The organism is Clostridium merdae (assembly GCF_900176635.1).
Taxonomy (GTDB): Bacteria; Bacillota; Clostridia; order Oscillospirales; family Acutalibacteraceae; genus Faecalispora; species Faecalispora merdae.
On sequence record NZ_FXLN01000004.1, the window covers coordinates 653,075 to 668,542 of the forward strand.

General features: G+C 45.1%; 18 protein-coding genes. 1 reads left to right on the plus strand and 17 read right to left on the minus strand.

Annotation, left to right across the window (positions count from 1 at the left end; translation table 11 throughout):
* Positions 1 to 15 precede the first annotated feature (15 nt).
* From CAN90_RS08560 to CAN90_RS08605, 10 genes are all read right to left on the minus strand, one after another.
* Positions 16 to 1,416: an oxaloacetate decarboxylase subunit alpha gene (locus CAN90_RS08560; protein ID WP_085833417.1), complete on the minus strand. Its 1,401-nt coding sequence runs from the start codon at positions 1,414 to 1,416 to the stop codon at positions 16 to 18.
* A gap of 14 nt (positions 1,417 to 1,430) precedes the next feature.
* On the minus strand, positions 1,431 to 1,850 hold the full coding sequence (locus CAN90_RS08565; protein WP_085833418.1) for a biotin/lipoyl-containing protein: 420 nt from the start codon (positions 1,848 to 1,850) through the stop codon (positions 1,431 to 1,433).
* 43 nt (positions 1,851 to 1,893) lie between these two features.
* Positions 1,894 to 3,252: a carboxyl transferase domain-containing protein gene (locus CAN90_RS08570; protein ID WP_242953610.1), complete on the minus strand. Its 1,359-nt coding sequence runs from the start codon at positions 3,250 to 3,252 to the stop codon at positions 1,894 to 1,896.
* 252 nt (positions 3,253 to 3,504) lie between these two features.
* Positions 3,505 to 4,317: a pseudouridine synthase gene (locus tag CAN90_RS08575; RefSeq protein WP_085833419.1), complete on the minus strand. Its 813-nt coding sequence runs from the start codon at positions 4,315 to 4,317 to the stop codon at positions 3,505 to 3,507.
* A gap of 29 nt (positions 4,318 to 4,346) precedes the next feature.
* On the minus strand, positions 4,347 to 5,498 hold the full coding sequence (locus tag CAN90_RS08580) for a D-alanyl-D-alanine carboxypeptidase family protein (RefSeq protein ID WP_242953611.1): 1,152 nt from the start codon (positions 5,496 to 5,498) through the stop codon (positions 4,347 to 4,349).
* A 103-nt stretch (positions 5,499 to 5,601) separates the two neighbouring features.
* Entirely contained in the window at positions 5,602 to 6,030 is a 429-nt protein-coding gene (gene ytfJ, locus CAN90_RS08585; protein ID WP_085833420.1) for a GerW family sporulation protein, read from the minus strand.
* 35 nt (positions 6,031 to 6,065) lie between these two features.
* Positions 6,066 to 6,725 (minus strand): DUF2953 domain-containing protein, encoded by a 660-nt coding sequence (locus CAN90_RS08590; RefSeq protein ID WP_085833421.1) that lies wholly within the window; start codon positions 6,723 to 6,725, stop codon positions 6,066 to 6,068.
* A 14-nt stretch (positions 6,726 to 6,739) separates the two neighbouring features.
* Positions 6,740 to 7,306: an SMC-Scp complex subunit ScpB gene (gene scpB, locus CAN90_RS08595; RefSeq protein ID WP_085833422.1), complete on the minus strand. Its 567-nt coding sequence runs from the start codon at positions 7,304 to 7,306 to the stop codon at positions 6,740 to 6,742.
* Positions 7,297 to 8,013, minus strand: coding sequence for a segregation and condensation protein A (locus tag CAN90_RS08600; protein WP_085833423.1), 717 nt, complete (start codon positions 8,011 to 8,013; stop codon positions 7,297 to 7,299). Before CAN90_RS08600 ends, scpB begins: the two co-directional genes overlap by 10 nt.
* A gap of 2 nt (positions 8,014 to 8,015) precedes the next feature.
* Positions 8,016 to 8,717, minus strand: a complete 702-nt coding sequence (locus tag CAN90_RS08605) for a site-2 protease family protein (RefSeq protein ID WP_085833424.1) — start codon at positions 8,715 to 8,717, stop codon at positions 8,016 to 8,018.
* A 350-nt stretch (positions 8,718 to 9,067) separates the two neighbouring features.
* Between CAN90_RS08605 and rpmB the strand changes: the two genes are divergently transcribed.
* Entirely contained in the window at positions 9,068 to 9,256 is a 189-nt protein-coding gene (rpmB, locus tag CAN90_RS08610) for a 50S ribosomal protein L28 (RefSeq protein ID WP_074432602.1), read from the plus strand.
* A 276-nt stretch (positions 9,257 to 9,532) separates the two neighbouring features.
* On the opposite strand, the gene plsY is transcribed toward rpmB, so the two are convergent.
* The 7 genes from plsY to CAN90_RS08645 all read right to left on the minus strand — a co-directional run bounded on the left by plsY (position 9,533) and on the right by CAN90_RS08645 (position 15,396).
* On the minus strand, positions 9,533 to 10,252 hold the full coding sequence (plsY, locus tag CAN90_RS08615) for a glycerol-3-phosphate 1-O-acyltransferase PlsY (RefSeq protein WP_085833425.1): 720 nt from the start codon (positions 10,250 to 10,252) through the stop codon (positions 9,533 to 9,535).
* A 15-nt stretch (positions 10,253 to 10,267) separates the two neighbouring features.
* On the minus strand, positions 10,268 to 11,590 hold the full coding sequence (gene der, locus CAN90_RS08620) for a ribosome biogenesis GTPase Der (RefSeq protein WP_085833426.1): 1,323 nt from the start codon (positions 11,588 to 11,590) through the stop codon (positions 10,268 to 10,270).
* 352 nt (positions 11,591 to 11,942) lie between these two features.
* Positions 11,943 to 12,125: a 50S ribosomal protein L32 gene (gene rpmF / locus CAN90_RS08625; RefSeq protein WP_085833427.1), complete on the minus strand. Its 183-nt coding sequence runs from the start codon at positions 12,123 to 12,125 to the stop codon at positions 11,943 to 11,945.
* Between the two features lie 26 nt (positions 12,126 to 12,151).
* Positions 12,152 to 12,646: a YceD family protein gene (locus CAN90_RS08630; RefSeq protein WP_085833428.1), complete on the minus strand. Its 495-nt coding sequence runs from the start codon at positions 12,644 to 12,646 to the stop codon at positions 12,152 to 12,154.
* A gap of 64 nt (positions 12,647 to 12,710) precedes the next feature.
* Positions 12,711 to 13,454: a F420-0--gamma-glutamyl ligase gene (locus tag CAN90_RS08635; RefSeq protein WP_085833429.1), complete on the minus strand. Its 744-nt coding sequence runs from the start codon at positions 13,452 to 13,454 to the stop codon at positions 12,711 to 12,713.
* A gap of 112 nt (positions 13,455 to 13,566) precedes the next feature.
* On the minus strand, positions 13,567 to 13,983 hold the full coding sequence (locus CAN90_RS08640; RefSeq protein WP_085833430.1) for a hypothetical protein: 417 nt from the start codon (positions 13,981 to 13,983) through the stop codon (positions 13,567 to 13,569).
* A 72-nt stretch (positions 13,984 to 14,055) separates the two neighbouring features.
* The gene (locus CAN90_RS08645) at positions 14,056 to 15,396 is read right to left on the minus strand and encodes a glucose-6-phosphate isomerase (RefSeq protein WP_085833431.1); all 1,341 of its coding nucleotides are present in this window, start codon (positions 15,394 to 15,396) and stop codon (positions 14,056 to 14,058) included.
* Positions 15,397 to 15,468 lie beyond the last annotated feature (72 nt).

The window sequence follows — 15,468 nt, forward strand, 5'->3', positions numbered from 1 at the left end:
TAACGTGCTATTCAATCAAACCGGGTGAACCTGCTTCTCTTCGTTCGCAAGCTTACTGTTGATGCCATATTTGGCGTCACGACGCTTTTTGAAGAAGTCTTCCGCTACCTTCGGGAACTGAGCGTAGGAGAGAACATCCTCTTCCTGCTCTGTCCACTGTGCGGCTTCTTTCCGGAGTGTTTCCAGCTCAGGAGAGAGAAGATCCGCAGGGCGGCAAGTAATGGGGGTTTCATCACCGATAATCTTCTTCTGGAAAGCAGGATCAATTTCTACCGGAGTCTTACCGTACTTACCGGCAACCATATCCTTAAATTCCTTGGTGCACATTTTGTAGCGCTCGCCTGTGATTACATTGAACACAGCCTGCGTGCCAACAATCTGCGAAGTGGGTGTTACCAGAGGCGGATAACCGGAGTCCTGACGAACACGCGGTACCTCTTTGAGCACTTCTTCCAACTGGTCTGCCTTGCCAGCTTGCTTGAGCTGAGAAAGCAGGTTGGAAAGCATGCCGCCGGGAACCTGATAATGCAGAGCCTTTGTGTTGGTAGCCAACATAGAAGGGTCTAGCAAACCGTTCGCAATATACTTATCGCGCAGAACCATGAAGTACTCACGGATTTCGTTAAGCAGTACCAAATCCAAACCAGTGTCGTACTCGGTACCCTCAAACGCAGCAACAATGGATTCTGTTGGAGCATGGGAAGTACCCAGTGCCAACGGGGACATTGCGGTATCAATCAAATCAACACCGGCTTCCACACCCTTCATCATGCACATGGAGGCAAGACCGGAGGTGTAGTGCGTATGAAGCTGAATCGGCAAGTCCACTGCGGATTTCAGTGCCTTTACAAGCTCTTCCGTACGGTAGGGAGTAAGCAGAGCAGCCATATCTTTAATGCAGATCGAATCGGCTCCTGCGTCCTGAATCCGTTTTGCATAGTCAATATAATACTCGTTTGTGAACACAGGCCCAGTTGTGTAAGAAATACCAACCTGTGCGTGCGCGCCCTCTTTTTTCGCAGCCTTAATGGCACGCTCCAAGTTACGCAAGTCGTTGAGTGCATCAAAAATACGAATAACATCGATTCCGTTTGCTACACTGCGCTGCACAAAATAGTCAACCACATCATCTGCATAATGGCGGTAACCCAGCATATTTTGGCCGCGGAACAGCATTTGCAGCTTGGTTTTGGGGCAAAGGCGGCGAATGGTACGCAGTCTGTCCCAGGGATCTTCGTTCATAAAGCGCAGGCAAGAGTCAAACGTAGCCCCACCCCAGCACTCCAATGAATGAAAGCCCACTTCATCCAGCTTTGGCAGTATCGGAATCATCTCATCGGTAGACATTCTAGTTGCAATCAAGGACTGATGCGCATCGCGCAGAACCGTCTCTGTAATTCCAATCTTTTTAACCATAATTCAGCCTCCCCTTACTGGAAGGAAACAAGAGCTTCGCCGGGATTAACGACGTCACCCTTTGATACATGAATTCCTGCCACAACACCATCTTCAGCAGCCATAATTTCATTTTCCATCTTCATGGCTTCCAAAATCATAAGAGGCTGACCCTTTTTAACAGAATCGCCAGCAGCAACAAGAATATTTAAAATAGTTCCAGGCATGGGAGCGCTTACTGTGTTTGCGCCTGCGGCCGGTTTTTCTGCCTTAGGGGCAGGAGCCGGTGCGGGAGCAGCAACAGGTGCCGGAGTTGCTACCACTGGAGCAGGAGCAGGAGCAGGCGCTGCAACGGGAGCGGGAGCTGCCACTACAGGTGCAGGTGCTGCTGCGCCAGTTTCTTCAACCTGAACGTTATAAGCTACACCGTTAACGGTGACTACAAGATTTCTCATTTTTAAATCTCCTTTTTATTCATCAATATAAAACGATTCTAAATTACATTGGAATGTTGCTGTGCTTTTTCGGCAAGGTAGAAACACGCTTACCAGCCAGCATTTCCAAATGAGAAACCAGCTTTTGTCTGGTTTCTTCCGGAAGAATAATATCTTCCACATAACCGTCAGCTGCGGCAGCAAACGGCGAAGCCTGAGTCGTTTTATAATCTTCAATCAGTTCTTTGCGCTGCTCAATTGGATTCTCAGAACCAACAAGCTCGTTGCCAGACTGGAACAAAGCCGCAGCGGCAGGAGAAATGGGAGATACTACGGCACTCGTCCATGCCATTGTAATATCTGCATTAGCACCTCTACCAGCAGTAGCAATATAGAAAGCGCCTACTGCCTGACCAGAAATAACGGTAATCTTAATTGTGGTAGCCTCAGAATACGCAGCAGAAAGCTTAGCAGCCTCACGCAGAGAAGCAAACTTATCTGCATCCACAATTGTGATAAGAGGAAGCGAAAACGCATCGCAGAAGCGCACAAAACGTGCTGCCTTTGAGCAGCAGTAAGAGCCAACGATGCCGCGATAGGCAATTACACCAACAGAGGCACCATTCACAAGAGCCAAGCCGGTAATTGCGGAAGTACCATACTCGGGGCTGAACTCCATAAAGCTATCGTCATCCACTACCGCAGTGATAATATCGGTAACTTTTGCGCCTTCCTGCAACTCAGAGCCACTGCAAACACCTAGAATATCTGCTTCGGGGGCAAGAGACAGGTTATTGGAAGGGAGGCGGCTAACTAGCTTGCGGGCACGCTCAATTGCCTCTTCCTCTGTCTTTTCTACCCAGTGGGCAAGACCTAGTTTCGCAGCAGCTTTTGCGGAACCATCTTCATCTGCTGTTTCAACGGTAAAGGTTGCCTTTTCCGCCATAACCACAAAATCAGCACCTGCTGCAATGAGTGCGGAAGTTCCTACGCAGGGACCTACCACAACAGAAATTTGAGGAACCACGCCAGAAAGATTGTTGCTCTTCAGCAAAATCTCACCATATGCTGCGAGCAGCTCTGCTCCTTCGTTTAAATGCCCACCAACAGAATCGTAGATTCCCACAACTGGTGTACCGGTTTTCAGTGCAAGATCATACAGTTTGCGAATCTTGTATGCTTGCGTTTTGGACATTGCTCCTCCGTCCACTTCGCTGTCTTGAGCAAAAACATAGACGGGCATTCCGCTAACGCAACCAAAGCCTGTTACGACCTCCGCTGCATGATCTGCAGACTTTGCATAAGCATCCAATTCCTGAAAGGAGCCTTCGTCTACCAAGAGAGATATACGCTGATATACTTTCTTACTCCCAGCAGCATCGCGAGCGCTTTGTAGCAATTCTTTATTGCCGACAACACTCATGTTTTCGTTCCTCCATTCCTTTGCAATATACTATATTTTTCACGTTACTGATCATACAGATGACTTTGAACTTCGCTCAAAATCGTTCTTCCCTCTCCGAAAAAGCGAATTTGAATTCACAATCCTGCAATCAATACTTGGTAATTATTATACTGTATTCCCAGGGGAATAACAAGACAAAACACACAAAAAATTCAATTACAATAAGGAAAAAACGGAATGTTCATAGGAAGAATCATTCCGTTTTTATGATTATTTATGAGAAGAATATTTCGGTTTATGCTTTACAGCGGCCTTTACCGGAGTTTTAGAATACTCCAGCTCCATTTCAGGAGATTTTTCTTCTTTTGCCGCCGCCAACAACCGTTTCACCTCGTCTCCAGTCAAGTTTCTCCACTGTCCCGGCTGAAGCATTCCAAGCTTTACCGGGCCAATCGCAATACGCTTAAGCCGAGCAACATCCAGCCCCAAGGCTTCGCACATTTTGCGAATTTCACGATTTCGACCTTCATACAAAACGATTTCAAGTACAACACGGCCAGGCTCTTGTGACACAATACGAACATTTGCGGGCGCGGTTTTCTGTCCGTCAATCACAATGCCGATGGCAATCTGTGTTAACTGGTCTTCTGTTACGCTCGGACGAACCGTAACACGATATGTTTTTGGTACATGCTTAGAGGGGTGGGTAATTGCGTTTGCAAACGCACCGTCGTTTGTCATGAGAAGCAAGCCTTCCGACTCTCTATCAAGCCGGCCTACCGGGTAAACACGCTCTGGTATTTCACTTACCAGCTCTGCTACACATTTACGCTCCATCTCGTCGCTCATTGTTGTAATAAAACCTCGAGGCTTATGGAGCATCACATACAAGTTTTTCGAACGCTTGACGACATTGCGCCCATGTACTGAGACTTTATCTTTGTTTACATCTACCTTGTCGCCAATCTTTGCTACCATTCCATTTACGCGCACAGCTCCAGCGGCAATCATTTCCTCCGCTTTTCTTCGTGAAGCGATACCGCTATCTGCTAGCATTTTTTGTAGTCTTACGTCTTTTGCCATAAATTACTTCCTTCTGAGTTTCCTATTTATTAGAAAATCGATTTGATTCTATCCCATATTTTTTCCATCTTCGTTTTTTCTGGTTGGTGTAATTCTACTGCCTGCTCTGTTAAGAGCGGAGCCTCGGCAATCACTTTTCCATCCAGTAAATACTTTACGGAACCTACCATTTCTTCTTTACGAATTGGCGCATACACAAAGTGTGGCAGCTCCACACGCTGCTCAATTCGTTTTATATCATCTTCCATAACCGAAACATCGTCTACTAAGCCTGCAACCACGGGTACACTATCCGACTTTCCACCCACCACTGGCAATGTATACCGCAAATCTGCCGTGTTAGGTGTAAATGGGCGTAGTTTTGCAAAACCATAGTCATACAGCTTTATATGGTCATCCCAGTCATTCGGCGCATTGAGTGTCACTGCTACAAGGCGCACACTACCGCGCTGTGCCGCACTGACTAAGCAACGACCGGCTTTTTTTGTAAAACCAGTTTTAATTCCAATACTGTCTGGGTAGAGGCTGAGCAAACGGTTATGATTTCCATAGCGAATGGTTTGCTCCGGATTCACAAATTTAACGGTCATTTGCTTTTGAGAAACAATACCAGCGAAACGGCTGTTATTTAATGCTTCTGCACCCAAAAGTGCCATGTCGTACGCTGTGGAGTAATGCAGTTCGGAATCCAAACCAGATGGAGTCACAAAATTGGTGTTTTTCATCCCAATTTCTTTGGCACGTGCATTCATAAGTTTTGCAAATTCAGCAGAGGTTCCCGCCATTGCAATTGCCGCAGTGTTCGCCGCATCGTTGCCGGAGACCATCATCATGCCAACTGCAAGATCACTCAAATGAATTCGATTACCAGGCATTAGCCCCATTGAGGAGCCTTCCACTCGAACCATTTCTTCTGTAACGGTTACAATAGAATCTTTTACCTCTGATCGCTCCAAAGCTAGCAAAGCGGTCATAATTTTTGTAGTACTGGCCATAGGCAGCCGAAGGGAATCTTGCTTTGCATACAATACCTTACCGCTGTCCGCATCAATGAGCACCGCCGCTTTGGCAGAAACCACTGGCATGCCAGTTTTTTGTTCTTGCGTTTCTGCGGATACTAAAGGGAAAACCGAAAGCATGAATACAGACGCGGTCAACACCGCAATTACCTTTTTTACCAATCATATCACCCACCTGCTAATCTATAAAAGAAAGCCACCAGAAAGAACAAATAAAGAAAACCTGTCTGTGGCAATCATATGCAAGTGAGCGCCGGTTTAGTAGTTAGATTTGTGGGTCGTCCATCTTATTCGACGAAGTAGAAGACGCAGCCTTTTTCGCTTTTTTCTGGCCGATCATATCGTTCACTTTGTCAAATACCTCAGGCACCATACCAATTACACGGTCAATCGAGCCATGGTAAGGGTCAACCTGCATCATGCGTACAACGCCACCGCTGATGGTAAGAAAAGCAACTGGCTGAATGGTGATACCCGCAGCTGCACCGCCGCCAAACATATTCTTCTCCCCAACGGTTTTCACCGGAAGGTCGGAACCGCCGGAACCAAAGCCATACGAAATTTTAGAGACCGGAATAATGATGGTTCCATCCGGTGCGGTAATCGGGTCGCCAATAATCGAATTTACGTCTACCATTTGCTTGATTTTTTCTAAAGTAGTATCCATCATACCTTGAATGGGATGTTCGCTCATTTTATTACACCGCTCTTTCTTTTATCGTTTTATTGTTATGACTTCTCTGCCGCCTTACCGGCAATCTTATTCTGATTATCTTCTTTCTTTTGGCGGAGAACCATTTTAACATATCGCAACAGTGCATACAACCCTGCGGCAACGATAAATACCAATCGAACGCTGCCGTTCATGTGCATTTGTGCCGATAATTCTTCCTCATTAAAATTGGGGGTCATTCGCACATCATAGTGCTTACAGTGAAAAGCGGTAACCAAGGTTCCTGCAGCAGGGTAAACAAGCCCGCTTACCGTGCCGTAGAGCACCGCTGTTTCCGCAGCATCCTCCGCCCCAAGTCTTACGTGAATTTTGAACTCTTTTAAATAGAAGTGAGAAAAGATTCGCTTCGCCGCACCAGTGGCAATGGAAGCCAGTTCAGAAAGAAAATGTAGGAAGCCAGCAAAGCCTCGTTCTTTTATTATATCCCGCAGAGACTGCTTTTTCTCTGGTTCGTCTTTCTTTTTCTTTTCTTTTTTCTTTTTGTCTGCCTCTTGTACCGGCACTTCTTCCATTGGGAAGCGATATTGAAAAAATAAATACTTTATTTCTCCGGAAAACCCGTTTTCCATTTCAAACAGCAAACTGATTTTCACCCGAACCGCAAGCAAGAGCGCCAATACACCAAGAAGGCCTAGAATTACCCAAACCCAAGCCACTGGCGCACCTCCTTTTATGCTTTCATCGTATTTTCAACAGCTTCCAATTCTTCTTCTGTCTCCTCCTCATTGTTTTGCGGCAATGGAGGAAGATCTCGTAAAGAAGAAAGATTCATACAGCGCAAAAAGTTGGAAGTCGTACCATACAGCAGCGGGCGCCCGGGTAAATCCAGCCTGCCACGCTCTTCTACCAGCCCTTTTTCACACAGGTTCGAAATAACACCGGAGCTGTCCACTCCGCGTACCTGCTCCACAAACGCCTTAGTAACTGGCTGCTGGTATGCAATTACCGCCAGAACCTCCATAGCCGCTTGGGAAAGAGGAGCATTTCGTCTTAAATCCAGTGTGCGCCGTACGGTTTCCCCATATTCATCCACACTGCACATTTGGTATTGATTTTCTAGTTGTATTATTTGAATGCCCTTTGCAGACTGATTAAAGGCGTCCATCACACTTTTCATTAATTTTGCAGCCGTGTTGCGGTCTAGCTCCAACGCTTCTGCAATTCGATCCAGCGGTACAGCATCGCCGCTGGAAAACAGGATTGCCTCAATGGCACCCTGTAATTTTTTTATTTCCATCGTTCTGCACCACCCGTCAAGGTAATCGTCGTTCCGTTTTCTTCCCCTTCCACCCGAACACGGTGGTTTTTCACCAGCTCGAGCACCGCCAAAAAGGTCGCGACTAAGTCAGATTTCTGCCGACTTTCACTCAGAAGGTCATAAAACGGCATTTTTCGCTTTTTCCACAAGTGGCGCAGCACAAAGATAATCCGTGAAGCAACGGATACCGGCTTGCGGGTAACGATCCCCTCAAAGGATTTTGCCGGAGGAGGTAAAAAGCGCTTCCCCCTCCCCGCCGCGCTCAGGTACGCCGCAAGAAGCTCGTCCGGATGGTGGGAGCGGCTGTACGCACGCTCCGGCGGCAAAGGTGCCGGCTCGCGAACAAACGCATCTCTGGTAAAAAGCTCCGTCAATTTTGACGCTGTGCGCTTCCATTCCTGATATTCCATTAATTGCCCGGCAAGTTCTCGCCGTAGCTCTTCTGCCTCTTCATTTTTAGGGAGAAGCGAAACAGTTTTTAAATAGACCAATCTCGCTGCCATTTCTAAAAACTCACTGGAGACTTCCATCTGCTGCTCCTGCATTTGCTCCATCTGCTCCATATACTGGCTCAGCAACTCTGAAATGGATATATCGCAGATTTCAACCTTGTTTTTAGAAATGAGCGCCAAAAGAAGGTCGAGAGGACCATCGAACACGTCCAAATGATAGGACAGCTTTTCCATTTTTAAAAGATACCAAACAAGTGGAACGGCAAAGCCGCCAGCCACTGAATTGCCGATTGCACAACAGACTGCATGATACCCAGCGGCAAATCAAGCACGCCAAGGAACAAAAGTGCAAACAAAGCAATCATAATAATCTGCTGGTTCTGGTAATAGCGATACGTCGCACGGTCAGACATAAATGCAGTTACGATTCTAGAACCATCCAACGGAGGCAGCGGAATCAAATTAAACACCGCCAGCATGACATTAATGGAAATGTAATACTGAAAGAACACCGCAATACCAATCATAAGGGCTTGCGGGATGCTGCCCATAAACAGATAACAAATGTTCAGCAGAATGGCACCCACCAATGCGGCAAGCACATTGGAAACAGGCCCCGCTAAAGCGGTGATCGCCATATCTCTTTTGGGATTTTTAAAATTGCGAGTATCTACCGGTACCGGCTTTGCCCAGCCAAAGCCAAATAGCAGTATAGCAAGCGCACCAAGAGGGTCAATACTAGCTAGGGGGTTAATTGTAAGGCGGCCTTGGTAAGTCGCTGTATTATCTCCTAGCTTTTTTGCCATCCACGCATGGGCATATTCGTGTATTGGCAGCACGCAAAAGATGATGACTAGAACGGCTAAAATCTGCATCACCAGATTAATCATATTAATTGGTACGCCTCTGGAAATAGATTGAAATACTTGATAAAGCATTGTTACCGCCTTTCGCAGTATGGCAGCTAATTTCACTATTATTTTACAGATTGAAATCGAAAGCGCAACATTTTTAAATAAAGCAGAAAAATCGCTTTGATTTTAGAACGCAAAATATGAGCTACTGCCTATACGTAAAAGTGTATGATTTGTTAGCATTATAATACGTTTTCCAATAAAAGACAAGAGAATGTTCCCTTCCACCATGTGGTGTAAACGCCTAAACAGCCCGTATTTTGGTTGTTTTTTGCAATTCCTGTGGAAATGAGTGAAAAAAAGCTTGCAATTCCCCTTAGGATTTGCTAGAATATTCTTCGTAGTTTAAAGCCCTTTAAAGGAGGTGCAGACACATGGCAAAGTGTGAGGTTTGTGGCAAGGATATTGCTTTCGGTATAAAAGTTTCTCATTCTCACAGACGTGCGAACAGAACTTGGAAGCCCAATGTAAAACGCGTAAAGGCAGTTGTTAACGGCAGTCCGAAGCGTATTTACGCCTGCACCCGTTGTTTACGTTCTAACAAAGTGACTCGTGCAGTTTGATAACGTAAAACCGGAGAAGTTTAGAGGAGCCTAATTGCAGGTTCCTTTTTTCTTTTTTACTTAACGATGAATTTAAATTATAACACTCTTCTTTGCACAATGGCAAGAAGAGTGTTTTTTATTCCATCAATCGCTTTTTGAATCCAAATATACAATCATTTTAGTAAAAAGTCTTGATTACGCTAAATCATTATGAAAAAAATAGCTTTTACCACTCATGTCTCGTTATACCAAAGAGAACCCCACCGGCAAGCCGGTGGGGTTCTCTTTGTGGTTTTATTCTGGTGGTAAGGCTTTGCGGGAACGCAGGCTTACCTTCTTTTCCGTACCATCTAGAATACGCTTAATATTAGCCCTGTGTTTTATGATGATAATGCAACCAATGATAAAGGAAGAGATGGTTGCTACTACTACATAAGATAGCGGAACCGTGGCACTGGAATGGTAATCGTAGAAATAAGTAAGAAAGAAGGTTGCAAAGGGATAAATTCCTGCACCGCACACCGAACCGAGAGACACCATTTTCGAGCAGAATACCGCAATGAAAAACGCCGCCCAAACAATTAAGGATACGCGCCAGTCGATAATCATAATCATTGCAATGGAGGTAACTACACCCTTACCACCGCGAAAACCAAAGTACAGAGGGTAAATATGACCCAGAATACAGACTATTCCCGCAATGTAAGCACCTGTTTGCTCAATTACCATTGGGTCAATGGCGGGTATTTGAAAAAAGTAGCTAAAAATGGCTCTACCTGCTACAACAGCCAAAACACATTTTAGAAAATCACAAAGAAACGTTAATGCTGCCGCAAACCTGCCCACAGAGCGAAGTACATTTGTTGCACCGGCATTTCCGCTGCCCATTTGCCGAATATCCGTCTTTTGACCAAACAAACGGGTAATTAGAATGGATGAGTTCACACTGCCCAGAAGATAAGCTACAAGCGCAGTTAAAAAGATTGCCAAAAAAATGTTTTGTAGATTCTCCAAAGAAAACCCTCCCCCTTATTTGTCTCCGCGCTCCCGAACGATCATACGAATCGGGGTGCCCTCGAGCCCAAAGGTTTCACGAATTCGATTCTCTAAATAGCGCTGATATGAAAAATGGAATAAGTCAGCAGAATTAACAAAACAAATAAACGTCGGTGGCTTAACAGAAGCCTGAGTAATGTAATAAATCTTCAGGCGTTTGCCCTTATCCGTCGGAGGCTGTACACGAGCCGTAGCTTGAGCCAGAATATCGTTCAGCACACCTGTGCTAATACGAAGAGCATTCATGCTGGCAACGTGCTGAATCGTCTCAAAGAGTTTATCAACCCTCTGCCCTGTATGAGCCGAAATAAAAATAATTGGCGCATAGGACATAAAGGAAAAATCGTTTTCCAATTGCTTGCGGTATTCTGCCATGGTGTGGCCATCTTTTTCTACCGCATCCCACTTATTGACTGCAATTACACAGCCCTTGCCTGCTTCATGTGCACGGCCCGCTACCTTAGAATCCTGCTCAGTAAAGCCTACGGTAGCGTCAATCATAATCACGCACACATCGGAACGCTCAATCGCCATTTCAGCTCGTAAAATACTGTAACGCTCAATGGAGTCCTCTACCTTATTCTGGCGTCGAATTCCCGCAGTATCAATTAAAATGAACGTTCCCGATTCATTTTCAATTCGAGTATCGATTGCATCGCGTGTAGTACCGGCAATATCCGATACAATGCTGCGGTTTTCACCCGACACATAGTTAATTAAAGAGGATTTACCCACGTTCGGCTTACCAATTACCGCAACACGAATCACCTCTTCCTCGTCCTCTTCGCCATTATCCTGCGGGAAAAATTCCACAACACGGTCAAGTAGGTCACCCGTACCATGGCCGTGAACAGACGAAACACCAACCGGCTCGCCAAGCCCTAGGTTGTAGAATTCATAAAACTCTGGCGGAGGCTCACCAATTCTGTCGCATTTATTCACACACAGAATAACCGGTCTTCCGCTTTTTTGCAGCATGGCCGCAACCTCCATATCCGTTGCAACCACACCGGACTGAAGATCGGTAACCATTATAATCACATCGGCTGAATCAATTGCAAGTTGTGCCTGTGCACGCATTTGCGATAAAATAATATCCTTGGATTCAGGCTCAATACCGCCCGTATCAACTAAGCTGAATTTATGATTGATCCATTCGCAATCACCAAAGATACGGTCTCTGGTAACGCCGGGAGTATCCTCTACTATAGAAAGGCGCTGGCCAATCAGCTTATTAAACAAAGTGGATTTTCCCACATTCGGTCGGCCAACAACCGCCACAATCGGTTTGATCAAATTGTACTTCCTCCTAATGCCACATAGAGCGGCTCTTATCACATAATTCCTAAAATACGATTGTTTTATTACGTTTGATTATGGCATTTAATTGGCGATTCGTCAAGTAATTCTGCCATAAAAACGCAAAAACACGTTCCTTGTTTTGTGTTGTATTTCATACCCATTGCAAACAGTTTTATCACTGTATTTTTGTGTTAATAAGTAGAAATAAATTGATTTAAATTAATTGTATAATACTATTATAAATACTACTATTCTCAATAAATCATGCACAATACAGGGACTTTCGGCCAGAAAAAAACAGAGAAGGATCTCTCCTTCTCTGTTTTCCGCGAAAATGTAAAAGAAATCAAGCTTCTTTTTTCAAAACTTCTCTGCCGTTATAGGAACCGCAGCTACCGCATACTCTGTGAGACAGTTTGTACTCACCGCACTTGGGACATCTTGCCAGAGCGGGGGCGCTCAGCTTCCAAACATTGGAACGTCTCTTATTCTGTCTTGCGCTAGATAATTTTTTCTTTGGTACCGCCATTATCAGCACCTCCTTATATGTTTAAATTAATCTATCAGTTGTTTCAGAACCGCCAAACGAGGGTCTGTCTGCCGGGAAACACATTGGCACATCCCCTGATTCCAGTTTTGTCCACATTGCGGGCAAAGGCCCTTGCAATCGGAAGAACACAAGAATCTAGTGGGTAGCTCCAACAAAACATCCTCCCTCAGCAGCGCATCCAAATCCAAACGATAATCTTCTACTACAACATACACGTCGTTATCATCATTGGTTAGTGATGACACGATAATATGTGAGAAAGAAAAATCATAGTGGCTGCGGAACTCTGTTGTACAGCGGTCGCACGGAATTTCAAAATCAAAGGTTACTCGAGCATCCAGCTTAGCGGAGCCCGCATGACTTTGAACCGTTCCTGTCACCGCAACGGGGGAAGTAAACGGATGATACCCGTTTACAGTGGTAGAGGAGAAAGACATTTCATAAGAAAACGGGAGAATTTCACCGTCACTCAGCATGATCTTTTTCAGCTCAAGAATCATATCAATTACCTCGACACTACAATATGCTATTATATCGACTTGCTTCTCTTTTGTCAACAAGAAATCAGGATAAATCTGCTTTTTTTATCAAAATCAGCGGGGTCAACTCATCCGATTGTCCTGCGGGGTTGTCCTTAATCATTGCGATTAAATCTTCATCCGGCACAGTTGCCAGTGTATCTGATTTACCAAAGATGACAACGCTTAAATCATTGGCATCCACCAGTAAGCAGTCTATCCCCAGCTCCTGCTGAATATCGTTACAAACCTTAACGGGCTCTTTGGGGTTCAGCAAAGCCAAATCGTGGTACAGCTCAAAGGAAGAACCCATATAGAACCCATCGATTCCATCAATACCATGCCCTGCAATTTTATAGAACACACCGCGAACTCCAAACAGCTTTGTTACTGCGGAACAAAAAGATGCCAGCAGAATACGGGGTAAGCCCGCCAGATTAATTGCAAGCTGAAGCTTATACGGCTCGTCCATTGCAATACCGTGGTTGTTAGAAGATGCAAAGCGGGATAACAACCGAGCCCAAAAGCCGATTTTTACATCCTTCTTTTCTACCACGTTGTTCTGGCACATCGAAATAATCTTTTCGCTCAAAGACAATATATCTCCGGGCTGATATAAGGGCAGAACATACTTTCTCACCAGCTCTACATAAGACTCACCGCGCTGTACAAAGTGAGTTTGAATTGCAAAACGCTGGTATTCCTGACCGTTCACCGGCACGGAGTCACGTACGAAATAAGTAATTCCGTTTTCCTCTCGCTTGGCTTCCGGCAGATTTCTAAACGACATACAGATGATCTCCTCGCTGTCTTTTTGCACAAAAGCGCTGCCGGCAGCAAACACTGCCAGCAGCCCTACTTTTACAATACTGACATTTTAAAAAGTAACGAATTCGAACAGATTAAATTTCAGCAATTTCTGCATGAATACCTTCGGGAAGTTCGTTCTGATTTAAAGATACGGAAAGAAGGATTTTGGTATTGGCCAGTTCAGACAATGCGTTTGCCTTCTCAACCAGAGAAGCCAAAGCCGCGGTATCGGAACCGATAATTTTCAATGTGGAATCAATATAAAGGTCGGTCACATCATAATTCCCTGCACAAATACCGCTGATGAAGCCGTACAGACCGTCCATGCCCTGTACTCCATAAGCATCAATGTCAACCAGTCTGGCTCTGTGGGAGATGTCGTAAGTGAGCTTGAGCCCCTTTTCAATGACTACCACGTTACCGTCGGATTTTTTAACAGCGGCATTTGCCATTTCAATGAGTTTTTTTGTCTTTCCGGAACCTTTTTTACCAATGATGAGAGTGACCATATCAAAACTCCTCCTGCTATTTTTTAGTATTTCCGCAAAGAGCGGATTTCAATCCTGAAAGAAAAGATTCTTTCAATGTTTTAGACGAGCCTCCAACGTAGCCTGTTCAGCCTCATACCCCGGTTTACCCAAAAGAGCAAACATATTTTTCTTATAGCTTTCCACGCCAGGCTGGTCAAACGGATTAACCCCTAGCAGGTAACCTGAAATTGCACACGCTTTTTCAAAGAAGTAAATGAGTGCACCAAGTGATTTTTCTGAAAAATCCGGTACACGGAGCACAACGTTGGGAACACCGCCGTCAACATGAGCCAAAACCGTTCCTTCAAAGGCCTTTTCGTTCACAAAAGACATTGTTTTCCCTTGAAGAAAATTCAGACCATCTACATTTTCCGGGTCGTTGCCAAGTGTAATTTCTTGCTTTGCGTGCTCAAACAGCACCACCGTTTCTAAAAGAAGGCGGCGACCATCCTGCACGTACTGGCCCATCGAATGCAAATCGGTTGAAAATATAACGGAAGCTGGGAACAAACCTTTTTGATCTTTTCCTTCGCTTTCGCCATAAAGCTGCTTCCACCATTCACACATCATGGCAAAGCAAGGCTCGTAGCTTGCAAGTAGTTCCACTGTTTTTCCCTTTCGGTAAAACAGGTTACGAATGGCTGCGTATTGATAACACGAATTTTGTTTTAAATCAGGATTCAAATACTCGTCTCTTGCCTGTAAAGCACCCTGCATCAACTCCGTTAGGTTCGCCCCGCAAACTGCAATCGGTAGTAAACCAACAGCGGTAAGCACAGAATACCGGCCACCTACATCGTCAGGCACTACAAAGGTTTCGTACCCTTCCTGATCAGCCAGCTTTTTCAGGGTTCCACGAGAACGGTCTGTTGTACAGTAAATTCTTTCGCGGGCGCCTTGCTTGCCATACTTTTTCTCCAGCAATTCACGGAATACACGAAATGCGATTGCCGGCTCGGTAGTCGTACCGGATTTCGAAATCATATTGATGGAAACGTCTTTCCCTTCGCAAATGGAAAGAAGCTCTGTAAGGGCGCTAGAGCTGATGCTGTTGCCGGCAAAATAAATATCCGGCGTATCTTTCGAAATGGAATTATAGTACGGAGATTTTAAAAATTCGATCGCAGCACGCGCGCCTAGATACGAACCACCAATACCAATCACAATAAAAACATCGGTATTTGAACGAATTTTCGCTGCCGCTGACTGAATACGTAAAAATTCTTCCTTATCATACTCACTGGGCAAATCTAACCAACCAAGAAAATCACTGCCAGGGCCGCTTTTGGAATGAAGCTGCTCGTGCGCAAGCTTAACCTGGGGCTCAATTGCTTCCAGTTCGCCTGAATTCATAAAACCGGACAGATGCTGTGCGTCAAGCTTTACAGACATGAATGCTACCTCCTGTCATTTTCTGAATCCTTTTGTTTATTTTACAATATCTTGGCAGTATTTGCAAGGCGG

Bases quoted from the DNA above. Each gene is read 5' to 3' on its own strand.
- CAN90_RS08560 (WP_085833417.1), bottom strand. From the start codon at position 1,416: ATGGTTAAAAAGATTGGAATTACAGAGACGGTTCTGCGCGATGCGCAT.
- CAN90_RS08565 (WP_085833418.1), bottom strand. From the start codon at position 1,850: ATGAGAAATCTTGTAGTCACCGTTAACGGTGTAGCTTATAACGTTCAG.
- CAN90_RS08570 (WP_242953610.1), bottom strand. From the start codon at position 3,252: ATGAGTGTTGTCGGCAATAAAGAATTGCTACAAAGCGCTCGCGATGCT.
- CAN90_RS08575 (WP_085833419.1), bottom strand. From the start codon at position 4,317: ATGGCAAAAGACGTAAGACTACAAAAAATGCTAGCAGATAGCGGTATC.
- ytfJ (WP_085833420.1), bottom strand. From the start codon at position 6,030: ATGAGCGAACATCCCATTCAAGGTATGATGGATACTACTTTAGAAAAA.
- scpB (WP_085833422.1), bottom strand. From the start codon at position 7,306: ATGGAAATAAAAAAATTACAGGGTGCCATTGAGGCAATCCTGTTTTCC.
- CAN90_RS08600 (WP_085833423.1), bottom strand. From the start codon at position 8,013: ATGGAAAAGCTGTCCTATCATTTGGACGTGTTCGATGGTCCTCTCGAC.
- CAN90_RS08605 (WP_085833424.1), bottom strand. From the start codon at position 8,717: ATGCTTTATCAAGTATTTCAATCTATTTCCAGAGGCGTACCAATTAAT.
- rpmB (WP_074432602.1), top strand. From the start codon at position 9,068: ATGGCAAAGTGTGAGGTTTGTGGCAAGGATATTGCTTTCGGTATAAAA.
- rpmF (WP_085833427.1), bottom strand. From the start codon at position 12,125: ATGGCGGTACCAAAGAAAAAATTATCTAGCGCAAGACAGAATAAGAGA.
- CAN90_RS08630 (WP_085833428.1), bottom strand. From the start codon at position 12,646: ATGATTCTTGAGCTGAAAAAGATCATGCTGAGTGACGGTGAAATTCTC.
- CAN90_RS08635 (WP_085833429.1), bottom strand. From the start codon at position 13,454: ATGTCGTTTAGAAATCTGCCGGAAGCCAAGCGAGAGGAAAACGGAATT.
- CAN90_RS08640 (WP_085833430.1), bottom strand. From the start codon at position 13,983: ATGGTCACTCTCATCATTGGTAAAAAAGGTTCCGGAAAGACAAAAAAA.
- CAN90_RS08645 (WP_085833431.1), bottom strand. From the start codon at position 15,396: ATGTCTGTAAAGCTTGACGCACAGCATCTGTCCGGTTTTATGAATTCA.